The sequence below is a fragment of the Amphritea sp. 1_MG-2023 genome, assembly GCF_030547545.1.
Lineage (GTDB): Bacteria > Pseudomonadota > Gammaproteobacteria > Pseudomonadales > Balneatricaceae > Amphritea.
In genome coordinates, this window is record NZ_JAUOQE010000006.1 from 121,023 (window position 1) to 141,195 (window position 20,173).

Below are 20,173 nucleotides of genomic sequence, written 5' to 3' on the forward strand. Positions count from 1 at the left end.
ATTACTCGATCACTGCGCTCCAGTGGGCGCAGTACTAAAAAAGCACAGGCTTATCGGCCTGTGCTTTTTTTTGTCACGATGACTGAGTAACACACTTTAAGATGTTACCAATGACGTGCGCCATCATGAATCACTGTTCAGTGCGATTAAACCCTCTCATCAAAAATAAACCCTTCATCAAATAGCTTTTTGAAAACCCCTGCATCGATCAACTTCTGATGAATCTCCGCCAATTTAAGATTCACCTCGACTAACTGTTGATTAAAGTCCTGTAATTTTTCCGCCTGATCATTTTGTTGTGCCTCCCATGTATCCTGCTGCGATTGCTGATCGTCCTCACGACGTTCCTCGCTATACTGCGAGGTATCTTCAGCATCAAGCTCTCGACTCTGTTGAGCAAGCTCGGCCCGCGCCTCAGCAGCCATCGCAGCCGCTTGCGCCGCAATAGAACGATCCTGCGGCGAAGGCTCAGCCACCGCTAACGCGGCCCTCAAAATAACCTCGGCTTTTTCTAAGGTTGCTTGTGGATCATCAGGCACAGCAGACGTATCGATACTCACTTCGCCAGCCACCGCATACAGCCTGCCATCAGGGCCACGCTGATATTCGTAGGTAGGCGCACCGGCATACTGACCTCCGGCAGCCGCATGCGTTAATTCATGTTGCCGTACTTCCATATCACGCAATGCCAACTCATTCAGCAATTGCTGTGTTTCACGCTCAGCCTCAACGGATTCGTTCGACTGATGAACAGAGAGCTCGACGGCTGAATCGGCTATATTAGGGTTGCTGTGAGCATCAATGGATGTCTCAGTATCGGAGGGCTGTACTGGCAGGGTGATGGGAGAGGTTGATAATGCATCAGTGATAGGTGAAGAAGACAAACTAACCGTCGTCGGCACTTGATATCGATCGTCGGTATTGAGTGACGCATGAGTATTGAGAGTAAGTGACTGAGCAGTCAGATGTAACGGCATCTCGCTGACCTCCTATCACTGATCCCTAGCGCAGATTTCGCCTATTAACGGTTTTATGATGTCCTGTACTTAAAATAGCAACGACTCAAACTATTACCAAATAATATCAAACCTAACGTCAAACTAACGCCTAACGAGCACTAATGATAACCGTCAGTCACGAGGTTAACCCGTGCCTTGCGGCAAATACGAGCAGACCTCGATCAACGCGGCCGTTATCTGTTATATCAGGCACGAATATCGATCAACGTGCCGAGCGTTTCATCCACAGATTGCACAACCTTAGTCGATGCCGCCACCGCATTTTTCTCGACCGTCAAATCGGCTAATGATTGATTAATATCGTTACCGGTGCCTTCTTCAGGCGTATCTGTTTTTCCTGCACCCGCAATATCAGATGCCACTTTCTGCACCCCATCCAGTCCACGATTTAATCCTAAAACACCGGTATTCAACGCTGATGTAACATTCATAAAAACACCTGCTGCTGTGCTTGCCTATTATTGAGCCTATCCGTTAGTTAATAGATCAGATGAGCAACCATTATATTCACGCTTAATGACACGGCCTCATGAAAAACTTAACTAACGGCTGATCTATATAGAGTTATTATAGAACACTCTGACAGACAGTTCATTTATTGATCAATCAACAGCGGCTCTAAATCAATATATTTCGCGATGTTTTCAGCTTCACATGTCTCAATATGAGGAATTTCAGCCAATAAAGGCGCTGACAGCATCGATTTCAAGGTTGCTAAGTTCTCTTGATAACAGTTCATCTGCGGCTCGGCCTGATTGGCAACCCAACCCGCTAATCGTAAGCCATCTTTAACAATGGCCTCGACGGTTAATAAAGTATGATTGATACAGCCTAACTTCATGCCCACCACTAAAATCACCGGGGTGCGTAACAATTTAGCCACATCAGCCAACGTTTGCCGATTATTTAACGGCACTCGCCAACCACCCGCGCCCTCAATGATCATAAAATCAGCAGGCTGCATCATCGCACCGCGACATAGCGCGGCAATGCGATCGGCATCCAAGCGTCGCCCTAACTGCTGTGCCGCAATATGTGGAGCGATAGCTGGCTCAAAGGCCATCGGGTTAACCTGTGCATAACTGAGTTTAACCGAGGCCGTCTGCTGTAATAGCAGCGCATCACCGTTACGTAGCCCCGCCTCTGTTACTTCACACCCCGCTGCCACCGGCTTGAGCGCCATGCTCGATAGCCCTCGCTGATTAGCTGCGGCTAATAAACCCGCCGAAACCACGGTTTTACCCACATCGGTATCGGTTCCAGCGACAAAGAAAGTACGCTTAGCCATGAATATACTCACCATAAAATACTTGATAGGACGCCGGTAACTGTCCATCCGGCCGTCTAAACTGCTCATACGCTTGCTTAAAAGCGATCACTCGCGCCTTGCCGGTCAAACCGCTGTGTCGCCCAGCACTGATATTATGGGCACCAATGCCCTTTAATTCAGCGGTTAACTCACGCAATTGATCGTAAAGCAGCACCTTGTTCGCTTGCCTCAAGCTCACCGGTTGTAACTGACGCTCGGCACTCGCTTGCAGGCAGTCTAAGTCAATAAAACGGTTCACATGTTGAAAACTATCCACCACTGACCAAGACTCGCGTAATTCATACAGCGTTTGTGGCCCCAACGTGCTGAATATAAAGCGGCCGCCGGGTTTCAAAACGCGAGCCACTTCGCTAAATAGCGCGGCAAGATCTTCACACCACTGAATCGCTAGACTAGAAAAGATTAGATTCACGCTATTATCGGCCAAGGGGAGCTTTTCCGCATCACCACATAACCAAAGCGTGTTTGCTATCGAGCGATGCTGACGGGCATATTGCAACATCCCTTGCGCCATATCGAGACAGATAAGCTGCCGCGGCTTGAGCTGCTCAGTTAACAATGGTGCAAAATAGCCGGTGCCACAGCCAAGATCCAGTACCACATCGGCGGAAGTCTGCGTCAATTGACTGAGTAGCTCATGACCGATATCCCGCTGTAACTGAGCCACACTATCGTAACTGACCGCCGCACGACTAAATGACTCGGCAATCTGCGATTTTAAAAACTGTTGACTCATCCGCAAAACGTCCGAATTGTTTCAGCCATACAAGCGGGTGCCGATAGAAAGCCGACATGAGACTGTCCCGGCAACACCGCCACTTGCGTCTGTGTTTGCAGGGTTGATAACGCCTCAGCCATCGCCGCGGGAGCCAAAGTATCCAGTTCACACAGCAGATGTAGCGTGGGCAATGGCAAACGACGATACAGCTCGCGGTAATCCTGACGCAACAACGTCAAACTGTCACTTAATGACTGATCCGTCGGCTGAGCATCCGCCACGATCTGTTGCAGTATTTTTAAATCCGCACGGGCCGTTCCACTCCCCTGCACTTGAAGCCGATTGAAGCGCTGTAAGGTCTTACCTGAGTTGGCCTTTAAATTAACTTCAAACTGATCATACGTCGTTGCCGCCATGCCAAACGGCCAGTCATCTCGGGCAATAAAGCAGGGGCTCGTGCCTAGCGTGATTATACGCGAGACTCGCTCAGGAAAACGTTGCGCAAAGCTCATCGCGATAATACCGCCCAACGACCATCCCAGCCAGATGGCTGATTTAGGTGCCACCGCGGCCACTAAGGTGGTTATGCTATCGATATCATAAACCGCAGGGCGACACTCAGCACTCTGTCCGAGCCCCGGCAGATCGATCACCGTGAGTTGATAATGCCGTTCTAACTCAGGGATCAACGTCTGCCAAATACCACTGTGCATGCCCCAGCCATGCAACAACACCAACGAAGGCTTCTCTGAAGGATGTTCAATGCCGTACTGTTGATAATAGAGCATCAGTTATGACGACCTTTACCCAGCATCACATCCTCTAACGCATCTAATAGGCGATCGAGTTGTGCATCGGTATGGCTAGCACTGAGCGTCACTCGTAGTCGAGCCGCTCCCTTCGGAACTGTCGGCGGCCTGATCGCGCCAATATAGATGCCTTGCGCTTCAAGCGCCGCACTGATCGCCATGGCATGATCGGCAGCGCCTACCATCATCGGTTGAATCGGGGTCGGGGATGGCATCAGCGGTAACCCCAGCTGCTGGCAGCCTTGACGAAAGCGCTGAATCAGATGCTGAAGCTTATCGCGCCGCCACTCATCCTGCTGTAACAGTTTCAGACCGACACGCGTTGCCGATGCCACCGCTGGCGACATACTCGTGGTATAGATGTAGGTACGCGCATGCTGAATCAGCGTTTCAATTAAGTCGTCAGAACCGGCGACGAATGCACCGGAGGTACCGCAGGCTTTGCCTAAAGTGCCGACTAACAGTTGCACCTGATCACTACTCAGCGAAAAATGATCGACCGTGCCTCGCCCTTGTGTGCCGATACAGCCAAAACCGTGAGCATCATCAACCATCATCCAGGCGCGATGTTCGGCAGCCGTAGCGCATAGTGAAGGTAACTCAGCGAGATCACCATCCATACTAAAGACGCCATCACAAACCACCAGCTTACGTCGTGCCTCGGAACGCTGTAGCCGCGTGTTTAGATTATCCGCATCATTATGCAGAAAGCGTTGAAAACGAGCCCCACTGAGTAAGCCACCATCCAATAACGAGGCATGATTCAGCCGATCTTGAAAGATCCCATCCCGCTTATCCAATAACGCCGTAATGGCCCCCATATTAGCCATATAACCGGTCGAAAATAACAGTGCACGGGGACGTCCCGTAAAATCGGCGAGTTCCTCTTCCAGTGCATGATGGGCCTGACTATGGCCATTCACGAGATGCGAGGCGCCGCCACCCACACCGTAGCGATCGGCACCCTCTTTAAGTGCCGCAATCACCTGAGGATGGTTCGCCAAACCCAGATAATCATTGGAACAAAAAGCCAAACACGCCTGCCCATCCACCATCACCTCGGGGGCCTGTGGACTTTGCAGAATACGTCGCTGACGATACAGAGATTGCGCCTTGCGCGCCTGCAGTTCAGCGTGTAGCTGATCAAACGACATAGTCAGATCCTTTACCGGCGATCGCCGCTCGCTCGCGAGTAGAGAGCATCAGGCTTCGTAGAAAAACGACTCATCTTGCTGTTTTTGCAGATTATTGATGATCGTCTGCTCCTGAGTGCTATCGGCTTCAGAGATACGCTGCTCGGGATTAATACCCAAGCGTTTAAACAGTTGTAGATCACGATGAGTTTCAGGGTTGGGTGTCGTTAGTAGACACTCGCCATAGAAAATGGAGTTGGCTCCCGCCATAAAGGTCATCGCTTGCATCTCATCGCTCATATTCTCACGCCCCGCTGAAAGGCGTACATGAGATTTCGGCATCATAATTCGTGCCACTGCGATAGTGCGAATAAAATCTAAGTTATCCAAGGTTTCCGCATTTTCCAGCGGTGTACCCTTCACCTTAACCAACATATTGATCGGCACACTTTCCGGCTGCGTTGGCAAATTCGCTAACTGACGTAACAAGCCGATACGGTCGGTTGCGGTTTCACCCATCCCTAAAATACCACCAGAACAGATCTTCATACCCGACTCACGCACGTGATGCAGGGTATCAAGACGATCTTGATAGGTGCGCGTGGTGATAATGTTACTGTAGAACTCGGGCGAGGTATCGAGGTTATGGTTGTAATAATCCAGCCCCGCATCGGCTAACTGATCGGCTTTATCCTCATCCAGCATCCCCAACGTCATGCAGGTCTCTAGGCCGAGCGCTTTAACCCCTTTAACCATCTCAATAACATAAGGCATATCTTTATCGGCGGGGTGTTTCCAAGCAGCGCCCATGCAGAAGCGAGTAGAGCCGGACTGTTTGGCTTGTTTCGCCTTTTCCAGCACCGCCTCAACCTGCATCAAGCGTTCTTTTTCAAGCCCCGTGTTGTAATGACCACTTTGCGGACAGTATTTGCAGTCTTCAGGACAGGCACCGGTCTTAATCGATAACAGTGTACTAACCTGTACCTCATTAGGATTAAAAAACTCACGATGCACCAGTTGAGCCTTAAATAGTAGGTCATTAAATGGCAGCTCGAACAACGCCCGTACTTCCTGCTCGCTCCAGTCGTGTCTAATCTCTGTCTGGTTATGTTGCATCGCTGTATATATCCTGTAATAGATCCGCATGATAAGGATTTCGTGAAGGGCTAATTTTAATCAGACAGAAGGATCTGTCAACCTATGTTTACGCAAACTAAAAACAGCTGGTTATTATATAACCAAAATAGACACTGTATCTTATGCGGCTTACACGCTTGCGCTACAACTAACCTCTGTCAGGCGTGTCTCGATGACTTACCCTGGATCACTCATGCCTGTCAGCGCTGCGCCATTCCGCTCAACAGTCACTCCTCGTCTTTAGCCATCTGCCCACAATGTCAGCAACGCCCGCCACTGTTTGATCAGGTCATCGCTCCCTTTGAGTATCGGTTTCCTATCGATCAACTGATTCAACTGGCAAAATTCAATGGCCAAACACACTATCTCAACCCATTGGCAGACTTATTAAGGCTTCGATTACAAACAGCTCCACGACCGGAGCTGATCATTCCAGTACCATTACATCAAAAAAGATTGCAGCAACGACAGTATAATCAGGCTGCACTGCTGGCAAAGCGTCTCGCGCGATCACTATCCATTCCCTTCAGTCATCAGCTATTGATCAAAGCCATAAACACCCCTCATCAGGCCGACCTTGATCGCAAAACACGGCGCAAGAATCTACGTAACAGCTTTCACTGTATCAATCCCCCGCCCGCCTCAGTCGCCGTGATCGATGATGTGATGACGACCGGCACGACTGCGGCTGAAATCAGTCGCGTATTAAAGCAGGCTGGCTGCCAACAGGTTTATATCTGGGTGATTGCTCGCACCGCAAAAGAGTTGCATTTAAGCTAAATTAACGCTTTTATTATCATGTAATCAGAATGTTAAGTTGCCTACGCTTAGGAACCTAAGTGACTAACCAAGAGACTTCAAGCCGCGGCTGAAGCTCAGTCAGTAATAACAATAATAAACCTATCAGTTTTCCGTAGGAGTCCGCATGGTTTTAAGTGATGTAGGTGATCTGATCGGAGGCTTAGGCCTCTTTCTATTGGGCATGCAACTGATGACTAGCGGCTTAAAACGCGCCGCAGGCAGTTCGCTACGTAAAGCCTTAGAAGCCGCGACTCGCTCGCGCCTGAGAGGTCTGTTCTCCGGTGCCGCTATTACCGCACTGGTTCAATCATCCAGTGCGATCACCGTTGCCACCATCGGTTTTGTCAATGCTGGGCTACTCACGCTGGGTCAATCGATCGCCATCATTTATGGTTGTAATATCGGCAGCACCATGACCGGCTGGCTGGTTGCCACCATCGGCTTTAATTTTAATATCAGTGCTTTTGCCCTACCGATAATCGGTATCGGAATGATGCTGCGCTTAATCGGAGGCGAGCAACGTTACGCCCACGTGGGCACGACATTAACAGGCTTTGGTTTATTTTTTGTCGGCCTCTCGTTTCTTAAAGACACCTTTAATGGGCTGGAAAACAGTATTCCGTTTGAAGCCATTAGTCAGACTAGTGCCGGCCTCGCCCTGTTTGTTTTAGCCGGTTTTATTCTGACGGTGCTGATTCAATCATCCGGTGCCGCGATGGCCATCACACTGTCGATGGCCGCCACCGGCGCTATCCCACTCGCCACCGCAGGCGCGCTGGTTATTGGTGCTAATCTCGGCACCACCTCCACCGCTGCACTATCGGTGATTGGCGCCACCTCTAATGCCAAACGCATCGCCTGCGCGCATGTCGCCTTTAATCTGCTCACCGGAGCCGTCGGGTTACTGCTGCTGATCAGTTTGGCGAATATCATCAATGCATCCAACCTGACTCAGTTTTTCGATCTCGTTATTCTATTAGCGCTCTTCCATACCCTGTTTAATATCGTTGGCGTGCTCATTATGTGGCCCCTCACAACCCCGATGGTGAGCTTTTTAGAAAAGCGGTTTCGTCGAGGCGATGAGGATCTGGCCAAGGCTCGCTATCTCGATAACAATATTCTTGAAACCCCATCACTCGCCATCGAAGCGATGATTCGAGAACTCAGCCGAGTCAGTCAGATGACCAACACTCTCGCTAAGCAAGCGATCAGCGCAGAGATAGCAGACAACAAGCAGATTCGATCACAGGCGCTCATCATCAATAAACTCATTATTGAAATTGGCAAGTTCAGTCAAAAGTTAGGTCAACAACCACTCGGGGAAGCAATCGCACAAATTCTCCCCAGCGCCATGCGGATCGCACGCTACTTCAATGAGATCGCGCGCCTTTCAAGCCTAATCGTGCAATACAGCGAACGTTTCAATCAGATCAGTGACAGCAATACACAGAAAGATATTTACGAACTGAAAAAAATCACCAATCGCATGCTGGATGCGACTGTCATTGATAGCGAGTCATACAGCTCGTCTGATGAGAGTCGTAAACTCCTGCATAAACTGGAAAAGACCTATCAGAAAATCAAACTGCATGTCTTAGATGCTATGATAGATGGACGCCTCAGCCCCGACGAAGGTACCGAACTGCTGGACTCTCTCAGCCATGTACATCGACTGGGGCAACAGGCAGAAAAAAGCGTCCGCTACTGGAGTAGCTTAGCACCAATAGAACATCGTTCTCCCATTATTGATGCATCACACAGCCGCTCAACAGCAGAGCCCGATAATCGTCAGCAACTTAAAGATAAAAAAACAGATCAATCGCCAAAAGAGCCTCTCGTGGTTAACTGACACAGAAGGCTAAGTAACGTAAACCGAATAGCGGCACGGATACACTGTGCCGATTTTGTTGCCTCTCTACCTATTGATATAAAAACATGAATTCAGCGTTAACATTTGAACCGATCGCCATTATCCACAGTGGTTATAAAGAAAAATTTGGCATCCCTCGACAACCTGGACTGGCATCCTCCATGACAGCCACAATAGAGCTACTGCCGCCCTATAATCATGCTGATTGTGTGAGAGGTTTGGAGCAGTGTAGTCATATCTGGTTACTGTTTATCTTCAGTGCCTGCGTCGGCAAAGGCTGGTCACCCTTGGTCAGACCTCCTCGGCTCGGCGGTAACGACAAGCTCGGCGTACTGGCATCGCGCTCGCCTTTTCGTCCCAATCCGATCGGCCTATCGCCGGTCAAGCTGGATGGTATTCGCTGTGAAGGCAGCCGCGTGTTACTCGATGTTAGCGGCGCTGACCTATTGGATCAGACCCCCATTGTGGATATTAAACCCTACTTGCCGTATGCCGATATTATCCCAGACGCCGAGTTTAGCTTAGCCAGTAGCATTGAAACACTCGACTTAGCCGTGCATTTCACGCCGTTAGCGGCCCATCAGTTAAACGAGCATAGTCGGCGTTTGAATCAACCCTTAGAGCGACAGATCAGCGAAGTATTACGCTGTGATCCTCGGCCTGCTTACCATAAAAACAAAGCACATCAACGAGACTATGGTATCCGTTTACATGACCTCAATATCCGCTGGAAAATCAGTGATCAAGCCATTCAGGTTAAACAGATCGAGATGGACACAAGCCCGCATGACGAATGATGATCAAGCGTCGCGCGAATCTTCTGGGCTATCTCCGTAAACCCTTTATGATTGAATAGGTTAAAATATCTTGATGCGATGACATAGGTTATCCACAAGCATCAAAACAAGTGAGCCTGTCAGGAACGGCTAAAAAGTATTCGATTTTTAGCGATGAATAAATTACTATATTAGAAAGCTCTAATTTAACAATTAATGGTTAAATGTACATTCAGGCTATAAATTCAGCTTGTCAGTGAACCTTCGAGATAACATCCCATGAACAACCTGCCAAAACAAACCGCCGCCTCGAGGCTGCAACACTTTCCAATTACTTTTTTCGCCATGATTATGGGGCTGACCGGGTTAACGCTGGTGTGGGAAAAAGCCAGCCATCTGTTTGCCGTCCCAGGCATCATTGGCCATACATTGCTGACATTAACGGCATGTCTGTTTTTAATACTCGCGGTGCTTTATCTCTGCAAAATCATACTAAAAACCCCGGCCGTCTTGGGCGAGTTTAATCACCCCATTAAGCTCAGTTTCTTCCCTGCGGTTAGCATCAATATGCTGTTATTGAGTATCGCCACCTTTGAGGTCTCACAGCAGCTGTCTTTTATCCTCTGGAGTAGCGGCAGCGCTATCCACCTGCTGCTCACGGTCTATATTTTGAATCAGTGGATTCATCACCCAAAATTCCAGATGACGCATATGACACCGGCTTGGTTTATTCCCGTTGTGGGTAATATTTTGGTGCCGATTGCTGGCGTCGATCACGGTTATACAGAAGTCAGTTGGTTCTTTTTCTCAATTGGCATCGTTTTTTGGCTGGTACTGAAAACCCTAGTACTCAATCGCATGATGTTTCATGACCCGATTCCACATAAGCTACTGCCAACCATGTTTATCTTGATAGCCCCACCGGCTGTTGGCTTTATCTCTTATGTAAAGCTCAATGGTGGAATGGATAATTTTGCGCATATCCTCTACTACACGGCGATCTTTTTGGTGCTTATATTACTCGCTCAGGCGCCCCGCTTTACGCGGATTCAATTCTTCATGTCTTGGTGGGCGTATTCATTCCCACTAGCCGCCGCAGCCATTGCGACACAACTGATGTATAGCATTCATAAACAGCCATTTTTCTATTACCTGTCCCTCGCGCTCATCATACTTTCAAGCGTCGTTATTACACTGTTATTTTTCCGCACCCTGCTAGCGGTGATCCGCAATGAGCTTTGTCAGCCAGAGTAAAGCGACTGTATCGATTTGCTTTCTACCTAAAACCGAGCTGTAATAACTCGGTTTTTTTTGGCTATCGTTTTAACCGTATCTGTTAATCGCTATCCTCGATGGCATTTGTTGTAACACTTCTCGGAGCATGAACATGAGCATCGTCAGCGAACAAATTCGTTTTGATCAGCAACATATCTGGCATCCCTACTCATCAATGATCTCTCCCCCTGCGGCGTATCCCGTGGTATCTGCCTCAGGTGTACGATTAACGCTGGCTGATGGGTCTGAACTGATTGACGGAATGGCGTCTTGGTGGTCGGTCATTCATGGCTATAATCATCCGCGTCTGAATGCGGCCGCTCATGCTCAAATTGATCAAGTGTCACATGTCATGTTTGGCGGGCTGACGCATGAGCCCGCGATTGAACTGTGCCAACAGCTAGTCGACATGACAGCTGAACCACTGCAAAAGGTATTCTTAGCTGACTCCGGCTCTGTCTCTGTGGAAGTAGCCCTTAAAATGTCGATTCAATATTGGCATGCCAAAGGCAAGGCCGACAAGCATAAGTTTCTCACCATTCGCAACGGCTATCATGGCGATACGTTTGGCGCGATGTCGGTATGCGATCCCGTCACCGGTATGCATGAGATTTTTAGCGGTGTACTGCCGCAGCAGTTTTTTGCCCCAGCACCACAGGTAACATTTGATCAATCTTGGGAGCCCAGCGATTGCGATGAGCTGGAACGATTGCTTGTCGCGCATCATCATGAAATTGCGGCACTGATCCTCGAGCCCATCGTTCAAGGTGCCGGAGGTATGCGCTTTTATCATCCCAACTACCTTAAGCAGGCTCGCGCTCTGTGCAATCAATATAATGTGTTACTGATTGCCGATGAGATAGCCACCGGCTTTGGCCGTACAGGTCAACTGTTTGCCTGTGATCACGCCGATATTACCCCAGATATTCTCTGTCTAGGCAAAGCCATCACCGGAGGGTATATGACCCTCGCTGCCACCTTAACCACCACCGAGGTCGGCGAAACAATCTCCGCCGGCGGGGCTGGGTGCTTTATGCATGGGCCAACATTTATGGGAAATCCATTGGCCTGCGCGGTCGCGAATGCGAGCTTAAAACTGCTACGCGAATCGAACTGGCAAAGCAACATTGCCCGCATAGAGCAGCAGCTTAAACAAGGGCTGACACCTTGCGCAGACCTTGATAGCGTTGCCGAAATACGTTGTCTCGGTGCTATCGGTGTGGTGGAAATGAAACAGCCGGTCGTGACGGCCGAGATACAACCACTGTTTGTCGAGCGAGGCATCTGGATTCGCCCATTTGGCAAGCTTATCTATGTTATGCCACCCTATGTGATGTCCGATACCGATCTCCAAACACTAACAACGGGAATGTATGAGGTTATTCAGCACTATAGTGCACAGCGTCGTTGAGTCAGTGCTTTAGGCTTAAGCAGATGGCATCGTCATTGACGCTTATGACTCAAGCACGGCCTTTAACCGCGCGACCACTCACCAGTTGCCCCACTAACCGTGGAAACGCGTGATGCTTATAACGTTCATAGTCTTGTAAGCTAAAGCCCGCCTGCTGAATCAATTCGGCTGTTTGCCTATTGAGTTGACAGCCGCCGGCACAACGATGCCACAAAGGATTCAAACGCTGCTGCCAGCGCTGTATAGCGGGATCATCTGCGAGCACATGTTCAAAAAACAGTAGCTGACCCTCCTCTTTCAAGACTCGATGCATCTCCGCTAGGGCCTGCTCTGGCTGCGGTACAGAACAGAGCACTAAAAAAGACACCAGCGTATCAACACTGTTATCGGCCAACGGAATAGACTGCGCATCCGCCAACAATAGCGCTGTTTTTGCCTGCATGTCGGATGGCAGCTTGGCAAGCTGCTGACGCGCCAATTGCATCACCGCGATATCCGGCTCCAACGCGATTAACCTGTCCATCGCATCGCCATAGCAATGAAAGCTACTGCCGGTGCCCGCGCCGATTTCCAACACGAGACCCTGCGCCTGCCTCAGTAGCTCGCTTCGCTCATCGGCCACCGCCCCTGAAACCCGATCCAGCAGCCAGGGAAACAGCCAACGATAATAGGGGTTGTATCTGCGTAGACTCATCGCTCGGCTTCCTCTATTCTCTTAGTTAGGGAAGGTGCGAATAAGTCCGTTATATTCTCTGCGGACATTAGAGTGGCCAGATACGCGAAAGCCAGTGCAGCGAAATGTCTGGACCTTTTCAAGCTGGCTGACAAAGTAGATGACCATTCTAATATCCGCCCTTCGGGGCTTTCAGAGAAACAAGATCTCGGCGTTAACATTTTTCGACGTACAACCAGTATGCCTGTAACTGTTGCCTTGATCTCCAGCTTCTCTGTCAGCCAGAGGCGTAATTGACTTATTCGCACCTTCCTTAGTTAGTACCATTGCGTCATTTATTTTGCTTTACAGGAGTTTACTTATGGCACGTATCAAAATTGATATGCCCGAGAATTATAGCTTTACTACTGAGATTCCCGTGCAGATCCGTGATATCAACTATGCCGGCCACCTCAGTAATGATTCGGTATTATCCATCGTACACGAAGCGCGCTTACGCTACCTGCAATCACATAACTACACCGAGCTGGATATCGAAGGGCGAGGCATTATTATGACCGACTCTGCCATTGTCTATAAAGCTGAGAGTTTTCATAGTGATCTGATTCAGATCGATGTCACCGTTGGCGACTTCAATAAGTATGGCTGCGATATCTATTATTTACTCAGCAACAAAAAAACCGCTGTCGAAATTGCACATGTAAAGACCGGCATTGTGTTTTTTGATTATAACGCCGGTAAAGTGGTTGCCATTCCCGATAACTTTAAAGACCGTATAATGAAGATTGTCGAGTAATGGTACAAAAAACAGCCAAATACAGCCCATTCAGCGGTTGATAAATAGCCACAAATCCAACCCTGATTGAATTTTAACCCACCGGCGCAAAGCCCCACAATACGGGGCTTTCAAAGAGTTATCCTCGAGTTACACACAGTCTTGTGACACTGTTTCTGTTTATAACATACGACTTAAGTCCACGGCACGATAAATCAAACTATAAACCTGGGCTATTATTGTCTTTTGTATACACCTCGTCGCGCCAGTCTGGCCCCAATTTCTCTTCGATATAATCCCGAATCAACTTGCGTACCATCTGCGAAGGGGTGACATCATCCGCACTGCAAAGCTTTTCAAATGTGGCTTTCTTTTTGGGATCAATCAACAGTGTCAATCGTGCAGTTCTCTGCTCCATTACAATTCCTTAACGTTAGTAATGTTAATTATGTTATCATTGATTTAGATAGGAGTTAACATACAATGTTACTTCTGTTATAACGACCCCACTCAGCAGAGTCAGAGGCCATTTCTCATTTCAGGCCGGAAAGCCGCCCGTCAGCTACCCGCCTCAGCAAGAGCAATTGTTCATGTCGCATCGTTTACATCTGCATAGTATTCGCCCCTTTAGCGCCTTACGTGAAACCTTTCAAGATGGCTACGGCCTCGCCGAGCTGTATCGTGATATCATGGCCGGCATCACCGTTGGTATTATCGCTATCCCCCTATCGATGGCCCTCGCGATTGCCAGTGGCGTACCACCCCAATATGGTCTCTATACCGCAATCATCGCAGGGATATTAATTCCTCTTACCGGTGGCTCTCGCTACAGTATCTCAGGGCCAACGGCCGCCTTCGTGGTCATCCTCTATCCGGTTGCACAGCAATTCGGCTTGAGTGGTCTACTGATCGCCTCTTTAATGTCCGGCGTCATGTTAATTATCATGGCCCTCAGTCGTTTAGGTCGACTGATTGAGTACATTCCAGAATCCGTCACGCTAGGATTTACATCGGGTATCGCCGTTGTGATTGCGACATTACAGATGAAGGATTTTCTCGGCCTACAATTGGATGAAATGCCGGAAAAGTATATTGATAAGGTCGCGGCACTGAGTCATGCCCTGCCTTCCCTCATGCTGCCTGAATTCGCTATCGGCGCAACCACACTAGCGGTGTTAATCTTGTGGCCTCGTCTACGCCTTCCGATACCTGGGCATCTACCCGCGGTCGCTATCGGTGTGCTGTTGTCATTAGTACTCAGCGCAACCGGCTTTGATATTCAAACGATTGGTTCCCGCTTCAGCTATGAACTGCTCGATGGCAGCGTAGGACAAGGGATACCTCCGGCTTTACCCGAGTTCAATTGGCCGTGGCTACAACCGGGGCCAGATGGTGAATTAATCGACTGGGATTACCATAAATTAGCTGAACTAGTGCCTATCGCCTTTTCAATTGCGATGCTAGGGGCGATTGAATCGCTGCTTTGTGCGGTTGTACTCGATGGCATGAGTGGTACGCGTCATCACTCAAACGTTGAATTGATGGGCCAAGGGATTGGCAACCTCGTCACCCCATGGTTTGGTGGCATTACCGCCACAGCCGCCATTGCTCGCTCGGCGGCTAACTACCGTGCCGGCGCTAAATCACCGATTGCCGGTGTTATTCATGGCCTAGTAGTTCTCGCCAGCTTACTCATTCTGGCGCCTTGGTTGGCCTATATTCCGATGGCTTCAATGGCGGCAATGCTATTAATAGTTGCTTGGAATATGAGCGAAGCGCATAAGGTGATTGAGTTATTAAAAAAAGCACCGACTGGCGACATTCTCGTCTTACTCACCTGCTTTTCACTCACCGTCATGATCGATATGGTTATCGCTATTTCATTCGGTATTATTCTCGCATCCATCCTGTTTATGCGTGATATTGCCAAGATGACACGGGTAACGGATGTCAGTGATAACCGTAAACATGTACCCGACATACTACCCGCCGATTGGGGTGTCTATAAAATTAGTGGGCCACTCTTTTTTGCTGCGGCCGATCGCATCTTCTCTGAAATATTGGAAATATCGAAGGATAAGCAGCAAATCGTCCTCTACATGGATGCGGTACCCATTCTGGACGCGGGCGGACTCTCCTCACTGAATAATTTTCTCGACGAGAAGTTCAAAACCAATACGTTTATTATTATTGCTGATCTACAGTTTCAACCGTTGAAAAACATTGCCAAAGCGGGACTCAAACCGATTGATGAAAAGCTCGTTTTCACTCCCACATTAGCAGAAGCCGTTAGCTTGGCCAGCGCCAAAGTCATTAGTGATAAGACAACGCAGCAGGCGACCGTATAACCTATTGCGTAGATTATTGCGTAGATACAAGGGTGCGGTGAGCTTTGCGAACCGCACCGTAGATGCGTTGGGTAATCATATGCCGAATCTCGAAATATCGCCGCCGAGGCGATTCGTTTGTGCCATGCTTGGCATTCGATGTACGAACCCTTCTAGGGGCGATAAAGTTCAGTGAGGCACGCTGAAAAAAACGCTCCTAATCACATCGCTTATTCGTATTCCTCGTACCCCATCGGAGCCAGGTTTTCAAACTTGGTAAACTGGCCAATAAAGGCTAACCGGTTACTACCGATAGGACCGTTACGCTGCTTACCGATAATAATTTCAGCGATACCTTTATCGGGCGAATCTTCGTTATATACCTCATCCCGATAGATAAACATTATCACATCGGCATCCTGCTCGATCGCACCGGATTCCCGCAAGTCAGAGTTAACCGGACGCTTATTAGGCCGTTGTTCCAAGGCTCGGTTGAGCTGCGATAGCGCAATTACCGGACACTCAAGCTCTTTCGCTAACGCTTTAAGCGAGCGAGAAATCTCGGAGATCTCTGCGGTACGGCCTTCACTGTTACCCCCTTTCAGTTGCATCAATTGCAGATAATCGACCATGATCATGGCGATATCACCATGTTCACGCACGATTCGCCGCGCCCGGTTACGCATCTCCGTGGGGCTAATGCCCGCGGTATCATCGATAAACAAAGGCTTATCCCGCAACATATTCACCGCCGTCGTCAGACGTGGCCAATCATCTTCTTCCAGCTTACCGGAACGTACCTTGGTCTGATTGATTCGTCCTAACGAGGAGAGCATCCGTGTTACCAATTGATCGGCAGGCATCTCCAAACTAAAAACTAATACTGGCTTGTCCTGCGCCATCAAGGCATTTTCCACTAAGTTCATGGCAAACGTGGTTTTACCCATCGATGGTCGTGCCGCGACAATAATCAAATCTGATGGTTGTAACCCACCCGTCGCTTTATCCAACTCATCAAAACCGGTGGTGACGCCGGTCATCGCACCTTCAGAGTTAAATAACTCATCAATCTTATCCACCGCTTTTTTCAGCAGAGGATTAACGCCAACAGGGCCGCCTTCATTAGGCCGGTCTTCGGCAATCTGGAATATTTTCTGTTCGGCTTCACTGAGAATATCGGTACCCGCACGCCCTTCAGGCATAAACGCATTCTCAGCAATCTCATGCGCCACCGAAATCATCCTACGCAATAACGCCCGATCGCGAACAATTTCAGCATAGGCGCGTATATTGGAAGCACTGGGGGTATTTCGTGCCAGCTCAACCAGATAATCCAGTCCGCCGGCGGCATCGAGGTTACCGGTGCGATCCAGTTCCTCAGAAATAGTCACCACATCGATCGGCTGCATATTACTGACGAGCTTCTCGACGGTACGGAAAATCAGGCGATGATCGTGACGATAGAATTGATCCTCCAGCACAATTTCCGAAACCGCATCCCAGGCATTATTGTCCAACATCAGCCCACCAAGCACCGATTGCTCAGCTTCCTGTGAATGCGGAGGGATTTTCACACCTTCCATATCGGCAGCACTGGGATCTGGATAATCCATAAACTCTTTTACCTCACAAGCAAAACACCAGTATCGCAATTGCACTGGCCTAAAACGAAAAAAGCACTGCGCAGTATCATACTACGCAGTGCTTTTTAACTCATCTCTGACTTACGCCAGATTAAAGCAAGACTTATTCGCCAACAACAATGATGCCAACAATAGCAGTCACTTCAGGGTGAAGCTGAATAGAAACTTCGAATTCACCTGTTGTGCGCAGCGCACCTTCTGGCAAACGAACTTCACTTTTCGCAACTTCAATACCAGAAGCACTGATTGCATCAGCAATATCAGCGGTACCGATAGAACCGAACAATTTGCCTTCTTCGCCAGCTTTGGCAACGATAGACAGTTCGATTTCGTTCAGTTGATCAGCACGTGTCTGAGCGCTGTTCAGTTTTTCATTTGCAGCAGATTCCAATTCAGCACGACGTGCTTCAAAGGTTTCCAGGTTAGCTGCAGTAGCAGGAACCGCTTTCCCAAAAGGAAGAAGATAGTTACGACCGTAACCACGCTTCACAGTAACCTTGTCACCCAGGCTACCCAGTTTGCCAATTTTCTCGAGCAGGATAACTTCCATCTCGCAAACCTCTATTTTTACGCTTGCCTATCGATGCTAAACATCCATAGGCTGAAACTTATTTAATCCCCTGCAACCTGTGCTAAAAAGCATTTATACAGTATCGCAGGTTAACCGTTATTACTGGTGGCTGTCAGTGTATGGCAGCAGTGCTACGTAACGTGCACGTTTGATAGCAGTTGCCAGCTGACGCTGGTAACGAGCTTTAGTACCAGTGATACGGCTAGGAACGATTTTACCGGTTTCAGTAATGTAACCTTTCAGAGTATCCAGATCTTTATAATCGATCTCAGTTACACCTTCAGCGGTAAAACGGCAGAATTTTCTACGACGGAAAAAACGAGCCATGGTATATCTCCTCTAAATAAATATTAAACCGATTACTCGGCAGCAGCTTCAGCAGCCGGTGCATCAGCAGCTGGCGTTTCTGTAGCAGCAGGTGCTTCAGTTGCAGCAGGCTTTTCAGAACGCTCTTCGCGACGTGGACGACGCTCTTCACGGCCTTCAGCAGCTTTAATTGGAGATACATCAGTAACCGCATCTTTACGACGTACAACCATGTTACGGATAACCGCATCGTTGTAACGGAAGATGTTAGTTAACTCGTCCAGTGTTTCCTGAGCACATTCAACGTTCATCAGAACGTAGTGAGCTTTATGGATTTTGTTAATTGGGTAAGCCAGGTGACGACGGCCCCAATCTTCCAGACGGTGGATTTGACCTTCAGATTCTTCAATTAGCTTGGTGTAACGTTCAACCATAGCTGGAACCTGTTCACTCTGATTCGGGTGAACCAGAAAAACGATTTCGTAATGACGCATTAATTGCTCCTTACGGGTTATACAGCCTTCAGCCGCATCGAAAAACGGTAGAAAGCAAGGAGTTAAAGTGAGTTTCCCTCAATGGCAGAACCAACGGGAGGCGAAATTATACGCGATTAATAACACAATACAAACAAAACTGTCTTATCAGCCCAATGTTTGACTCATTTTTGCGCAGAATAGCTTTTTACTATGCTTGTCAGGCTCTTTACGGATGGCCGCCCAACAGCTGTTGGTATCCTTATAACGCGTAAAACGTTGTCCGCCACGCAGATCGATGAGATAGACCTTGTCGTAAAAATCATAATCATTCCACTCACTGACTCGCAAATCCGTTTGAATGCAAGCGTAGTGTGGGAAGATATTCACCCCTTTTCGCTGTGCTCTTATATGGTGGCGATAGTAGTTTATACCCCGTTGATTACCACGGATCTGATAACGTACAAAATCACGGCATTGCTCCAACTCAGTGACTCGCTTATCCGCCAACAGCACCGCCTTACTCACCGGCGTCCCTTTATAGGTAAAACGCCCGAGCAGATAGATCTCCGACTGATCGGCCAACGTTAATGGAGAAACGCTTAACAGCCCCAGCAACATTATCCTAAGTAGCAGCCCTTTATGTTGCATTCCTCTCCTCACTGTCAGCAGTGAACACTTATCCAATACCGGCAAGCGCTTAGGGACAATATATCACCTTTCAAACTTAGCCTATCGCAACACTCCGTCGATGCAAGCCTTAAAGTAAACTTTAACGCGGATCCGTGAACGATTGATGGGAGTCTATATCAAGAATGTGCAAGAAGAATGTTTGCCTCACTTTTCGCTGAGCAAACGCGGACGAACGTCCAGCGAGAGTTACTGTCGTCAGGCAAACGCACCTCAGTTCGGTCACCCTCAAGAAATGGATCATTAGTCATAAAGCCCCTCGATGTAATATTGATATGACCCTGATTAAATATCAGTACATTCTAGGGTTTGTAGAAATTAGCAAGTAAGCGCTAGAAAAATGTTGGGACTATTTTAATTTAGGGAAGGTGCGAATAAGTCAATGACGCCTCTGGCTTACAGAGAAGCTGGAGATCAAGGCAACCGTTACAGGCAT

The 20,173-nt window shown here is 48.6% G+C and carries 21 protein-coding genes; 7 read left to right on the plus strand and 14 right to left on the minus strand.

The features are described from left to right. Positions 1-146: 146 nt before the first annotated feature. The 7 genes from Q4488_RS05450 to bioB form a co-directional block, all read right to left on the minus strand. The gene (locus Q4488_RS05450; RefSeq protein ID WP_303579456.1) at positions 147-977 is read right to left on the minus strand and encodes a putative metalloprotease CJM1_0395 family protein; all 831 of its coding nucleotides are present in this window, start codon (positions 975-977) and stop codon (positions 147-149) included. Positions 978-1,204: 227 nt separating this feature from the next. Beyond that, the gene (locus tag Q4488_RS05455) at positions 1,205-1,450 is read right to left on the minus strand and encodes a hypothetical protein (RefSeq protein WP_303579457.1); all 246 of its coding nucleotides are present in this window, start codon (positions 1,448-1,450) and stop codon (positions 1,205-1,207) included. Positions 1,451-1,614: 164 nt separating this feature from the next. Further along, a complete protein-coding gene (bioD, locus tag Q4488_RS05460) occupies positions 1,615-2,307 on the minus strand; it encodes a dethiobiotin synthase (RefSeq protein ID WP_303579458.1) in 693 nt (230 codons plus the stop codon). Beyond that, positions 2,300-3,085, minus strand: a complete 786-nt coding sequence (gene bioC, locus Q4488_RS05465) for a malonyl-ACP O-methyltransferase BioC (protein WP_303579459.1) — start codon at positions 3,083-3,085, stop codon at positions 2,300-2,302. Before bioC ends, bioD begins: the two co-directional genes overlap by 8 nt. Beyond that, a complete protein-coding gene (gene bioH / locus Q4488_RS05470; protein WP_303579460.1) occupies positions 3,082-3,855 on the minus strand; it encodes a pimeloyl-ACP methyl ester esterase BioH in 774 nt (257 codons plus the stop codon). Before bioH ends, bioC begins: the two co-directional genes overlap by 4 nt. Next, positions 3,855-5,030, minus strand: coding sequence for an 8-amino-7-oxononanoate synthase (gene bioF / locus Q4488_RS05475; protein ID WP_303579461.1), 1,176 nt, complete (start codon positions 5,028-5,030; stop codon positions 3,855-3,857). The genes bioH and bioF overlap by 1 nt, the downstream gene beginning before the upstream one ends. Positions 5,031-5,078: 48 nt before the next feature. Beyond that, entirely contained in the window at positions 5,079-6,125 is a 1,047-nt protein-coding gene (bioB, locus tag Q4488_RS05480) for a biotin synthase BioB (RefSeq protein ID WP_303579462.1), read from the minus strand. A gap of 84 nt (positions 6,126-6,209) precedes the next feature. On the opposite strand from bioB, the gene Q4488_RS05485 reads away from it, so the two are divergent. The 5 genes from Q4488_RS05485 to bioA all read left to right on the plus strand — a co-directional run bounded on the left by Q4488_RS05485 (position 6,210) and on the right by bioA (position 12,279). Continuing rightward, positions 6,210-6,926, plus strand: coding sequence for a ComF family protein (locus Q4488_RS05485; RefSeq protein WP_303579463.1), 717 nt, complete (start codon positions 6,210-6,212; stop codon positions 6,924-6,926). 145 nt (positions 6,927-7,071) lie between these two features. After that, positions 7,072-8,796 carry a Na/Pi cotransporter family protein gene (locus tag Q4488_RS05490; protein WP_303579464.1) on the plus strand — a complete coding sequence of 575 codons (1,725 nt, stop codon included), beginning with the start codon at positions 7,072-7,074 and terminating at the stop codon, positions 8,794-8,796. An 86-nt stretch (positions 8,797-8,882) separates the two neighbouring features. Beyond that, positions 8,883-9,614, plus strand: coding sequence for a tRNA (N6-threonylcarbamoyladenosine(37)-N6)-methyltransferase TrmO (gene tsaA / locus Q4488_RS05495; protein ID WP_303579465.1), 732 nt, complete (start codon positions 8,883-8,885; stop codon positions 9,612-9,614). Positions 9,615-9,872: 258 nt separating this feature from the next. Further along, complete coding sequence (locus Q4488_RS05500; protein WP_303579466.1) at positions 9,873-10,847, plus strand: SLAC1 anion channel family protein; 975 nt, start codon at positions 9,873-9,875, stop codon at positions 10,845-10,847. Positions 10,848-10,980: 133 nt separating this feature from the next. Next, the gene (gene bioA / locus Q4488_RS05505; protein WP_303579467.1) at positions 10,981-12,279 is read left to right on the plus strand and encodes an adenosylmethionine--8-amino-7-oxononanoate transaminase; all 1,299 of its coding nucleotides are present in this window, start codon (positions 10,981-10,983) and stop codon (positions 12,277-12,279) included. A gap of 49 nt (positions 12,280-12,328) precedes the next feature. Here bioA and Q4488_RS05510 read toward each other — a convergent pair whose 3' ends face one another. Next, positions 12,329-12,973 (minus strand): class I SAM-dependent methyltransferase, encoded by a 645-nt coding sequence (locus Q4488_RS05510; protein ID WP_303579468.1) that lies wholly within the window; start codon positions 12,971-12,973, stop codon positions 12,329-12,331. A gap of 340 nt (positions 12,974-13,313) precedes the next feature. On the opposite strand from Q4488_RS05510, the gene Q4488_RS05515 reads away from it, so the two are divergent. Continuing rightward, positions 13,314-13,748 carry a thioesterase family protein gene (locus Q4488_RS05515; protein WP_303579469.1) on the plus strand — a complete coding sequence of 145 codons (435 nt, stop codon included), beginning with the start codon at positions 13,314-13,316 and terminating at the stop codon, positions 13,746-13,748. A 199-nt stretch (positions 13,749-13,947) separates the two neighbouring features. Here Q4488_RS05515 and Q4488_RS05520 read toward each other — a convergent pair whose 3' ends face one another. Next, the gene (locus Q4488_RS05520) at positions 13,948-14,145 is read right to left on the minus strand and encodes a CopG family transcriptional regulator (protein WP_303579470.1); all 198 of its coding nucleotides are present in this window, start codon (positions 14,143-14,145) and stop codon (positions 13,948-13,950) included. Positions 14,146-14,317: 172 nt separating this feature from the next. On the opposite strand from Q4488_RS05520, the gene dauA reads away from it, so the two are divergent. Then, positions 14,318-16,075, plus strand: coding sequence for a C4-dicarboxylic acid transporter DauA (gene dauA, locus Q4488_RS05525; protein ID WP_303579471.1), 1,758 nt, complete (start codon positions 14,318-14,320; stop codon positions 16,073-16,075). 209 nt (positions 16,076-16,284) lie between these two features. Here dauA and dnaB read toward each other — a convergent pair whose 3' ends face one another. From dnaB to Q4488_RS05550, 5 genes are all read right to left on the minus strand, one after another. Further along, complete coding sequence (dnaB, locus tag Q4488_RS05530; protein WP_303579472.1) at positions 16,285-17,667, minus strand: replicative DNA helicase; 1,383 nt, start codon at positions 17,665-17,667, stop codon at positions 16,285-16,287. A 133-nt stretch (positions 17,668-17,800) separates the two neighbouring features. Beyond that, positions 17,801-18,247 carry a 50S ribosomal protein L9 gene (gene rplI, locus Q4488_RS05535; RefSeq protein WP_303579473.1) on the minus strand — a complete coding sequence of 149 codons (447 nt, stop codon included), beginning with the start codon at positions 18,245-18,247 and terminating at the stop codon, positions 17,801-17,803. A gap of 120 nt (positions 18,248-18,367) precedes the next feature. Beyond that, positions 18,368-18,595 carry a 30S ribosomal protein S18 gene (gene rpsR / locus Q4488_RS05540; RefSeq protein ID WP_019622438.1) on the minus strand — a complete coding sequence of 76 codons (228 nt, stop codon included), beginning with the start codon at positions 18,593-18,595 and terminating at the stop codon, positions 18,368-18,370. Positions 18,596-18,627: 32 nt separating this feature from the next. Next, positions 18,628-19,068, minus strand: coding sequence for a 30S ribosomal protein S6 (gene rpsF, locus Q4488_RS05545; protein ID WP_303579474.1), 441 nt, complete (start codon positions 19,066-19,068; stop codon positions 18,628-18,630). Between the two features lie 147 nt (positions 19,069-19,215). Beyond that, positions 19,216-19,698 (minus strand): hypothetical protein, encoded by a 483-nt coding sequence (locus tag Q4488_RS05550; protein WP_303579475.1) that lies wholly within the window; start codon positions 19,696-19,698, stop codon positions 19,216-19,218. Positions 19,699-20,173: the final 475 nt, after the last annotated feature.

What these genes read in the sequence shown, in the direction of transcription:
- Q4488_RS05450 (WP_303579456.1), bottom strand. Translation starts at nt 977, where the DNA reads ATGCCGTTACATCTGACTGCTCAGTCACTTACTCTCAATACTCATGCG.
- Q4488_RS05455 (WP_303579457.1), bottom strand. Translation starts at nt 1,450, where the DNA reads ATGAATGTTACATCAGCGTTGAATACCGGTGTTTTAGGATTAAATCGT.
- bioD (WP_303579458.1), bottom strand. Translation starts at nt 2,307, where the DNA reads ATGGCTAAGCGTACTTTCTTTGTCGCTGGAACCGATACCGATGTGGGT.
- bioC (WP_303579459.1), bottom strand. Translation starts at nt 3,085, where the DNA reads ATGAGTCAACAGTTTTTAAAATCGCAGATTGCCGAGTCATTTAGTCGT.
- bioH (WP_303579460.1), bottom strand. Translation starts at nt 3,855, where the DNA reads ATGCTCTATTATCAACAGTACGGCATTGAACATCCTTCAGAGAAGCCT.
- bioF (WP_303579461.1), bottom strand. Translation starts at nt 5,030, where the DNA reads ATGTCGTTTGATCAGCTACACGCTGAACTGCAGGCGCGCAAGGCGCAA.
- bioB (WP_303579462.1), bottom strand. Translation starts at nt 6,125, where the DNA reads ATGCAACATAACCAGACAGAGATTAGACACGACTGGAGCGAGCAGGAA.
- Q4488_RS05485 (WP_303579463.1), top strand. Translation starts at nt 6,210, where the DNA reads ATGTTTACGCAAACTAAAAACAGCTGGTTATTATATAACCAAAATAGA.
- Q4488_RS05490 (WP_303579464.1), top strand. Translation starts at nt 7,072, where the DNA reads ATGGTTTTAAGTGATGTAGGTGATCTGATCGGAGGCTTAGGCCTCTTT.
- tsaA (WP_303579465.1), top strand. Translation starts at nt 8,883, where the DNA reads ATGAATTCAGCGTTAACATTTGAACCGATCGCCATTATCCACAGTGGT.
- Q4488_RS05500 (WP_303579466.1), top strand. Translation starts at nt 9,873, where the DNA reads ATGAACAACCTGCCAAAACAAACCGCCGCCTCGAGGCTGCAACACTTT.
- bioA (WP_303579467.1), top strand. Translation starts at nt 10,981, where the DNA reads ATGAGCATCGTCAGCGAACAAATTCGTTTTGATCAGCAACATATCTGG.
- Q4488_RS05510 (WP_303579468.1), bottom strand. Translation starts at nt 12,973, where the DNA reads ATGAGTCTACGCAGATACAACCCCTATTATCGTTGGCTGTTTCCCTGG.
- Q4488_RS05515 (WP_303579469.1), top strand. Translation starts at nt 13,314, where the DNA reads ATGGCACGTATCAAAATTGATATGCCCGAGAATTATAGCTTTACTACT.
- Q4488_RS05520 (WP_303579470.1), bottom strand. Translation starts at nt 14,145, where the DNA reads ATGGAGCAGAGAACTGCACGATTGACACTGTTGATTGATCCCAAAAAG.
- dauA (WP_303579471.1), top strand. Translation starts at nt 14,318, where the DNA reads ATGTCGCATCGTTTACATCTGCATAGTATTCGCCCCTTTAGCGCCTTA.
- dnaB (WP_303579472.1), bottom strand. Translation starts at nt 17,667, where the DNA reads ATGGATTATCCAGATCCCAGTGCTGCCGATATGGAAGGTGTGAAAATC.
- rplI (WP_303579473.1), bottom strand. Translation starts at nt 18,247, where the DNA reads ATGGAAGTTATCCTGCTCGAGAAAATTGGCAAACTGGGTAGCCTGGGT.
- rpsR (WP_019622438.1), bottom strand. Translation starts at nt 18,595, where the DNA reads ATGGCTCGTTTTTTCCGTCGTAGAAAATTCTGCCGTTTTACCGCTGAA.
- rpsF (WP_303579474.1), bottom strand. Translation starts at nt 19,068, where the DNA reads ATGCGTCATTACGAAATCGTTTTTCTGGTTCACCCGAATCAGAGTGAA.
- Q4488_RS05550 (WP_303579475.1), bottom strand. Translation starts at nt 19,698, where the DNA reads ATGCAACATAAAGGGCTGCTACTTAGGATAATGTTGCTGGGGCTGTTA.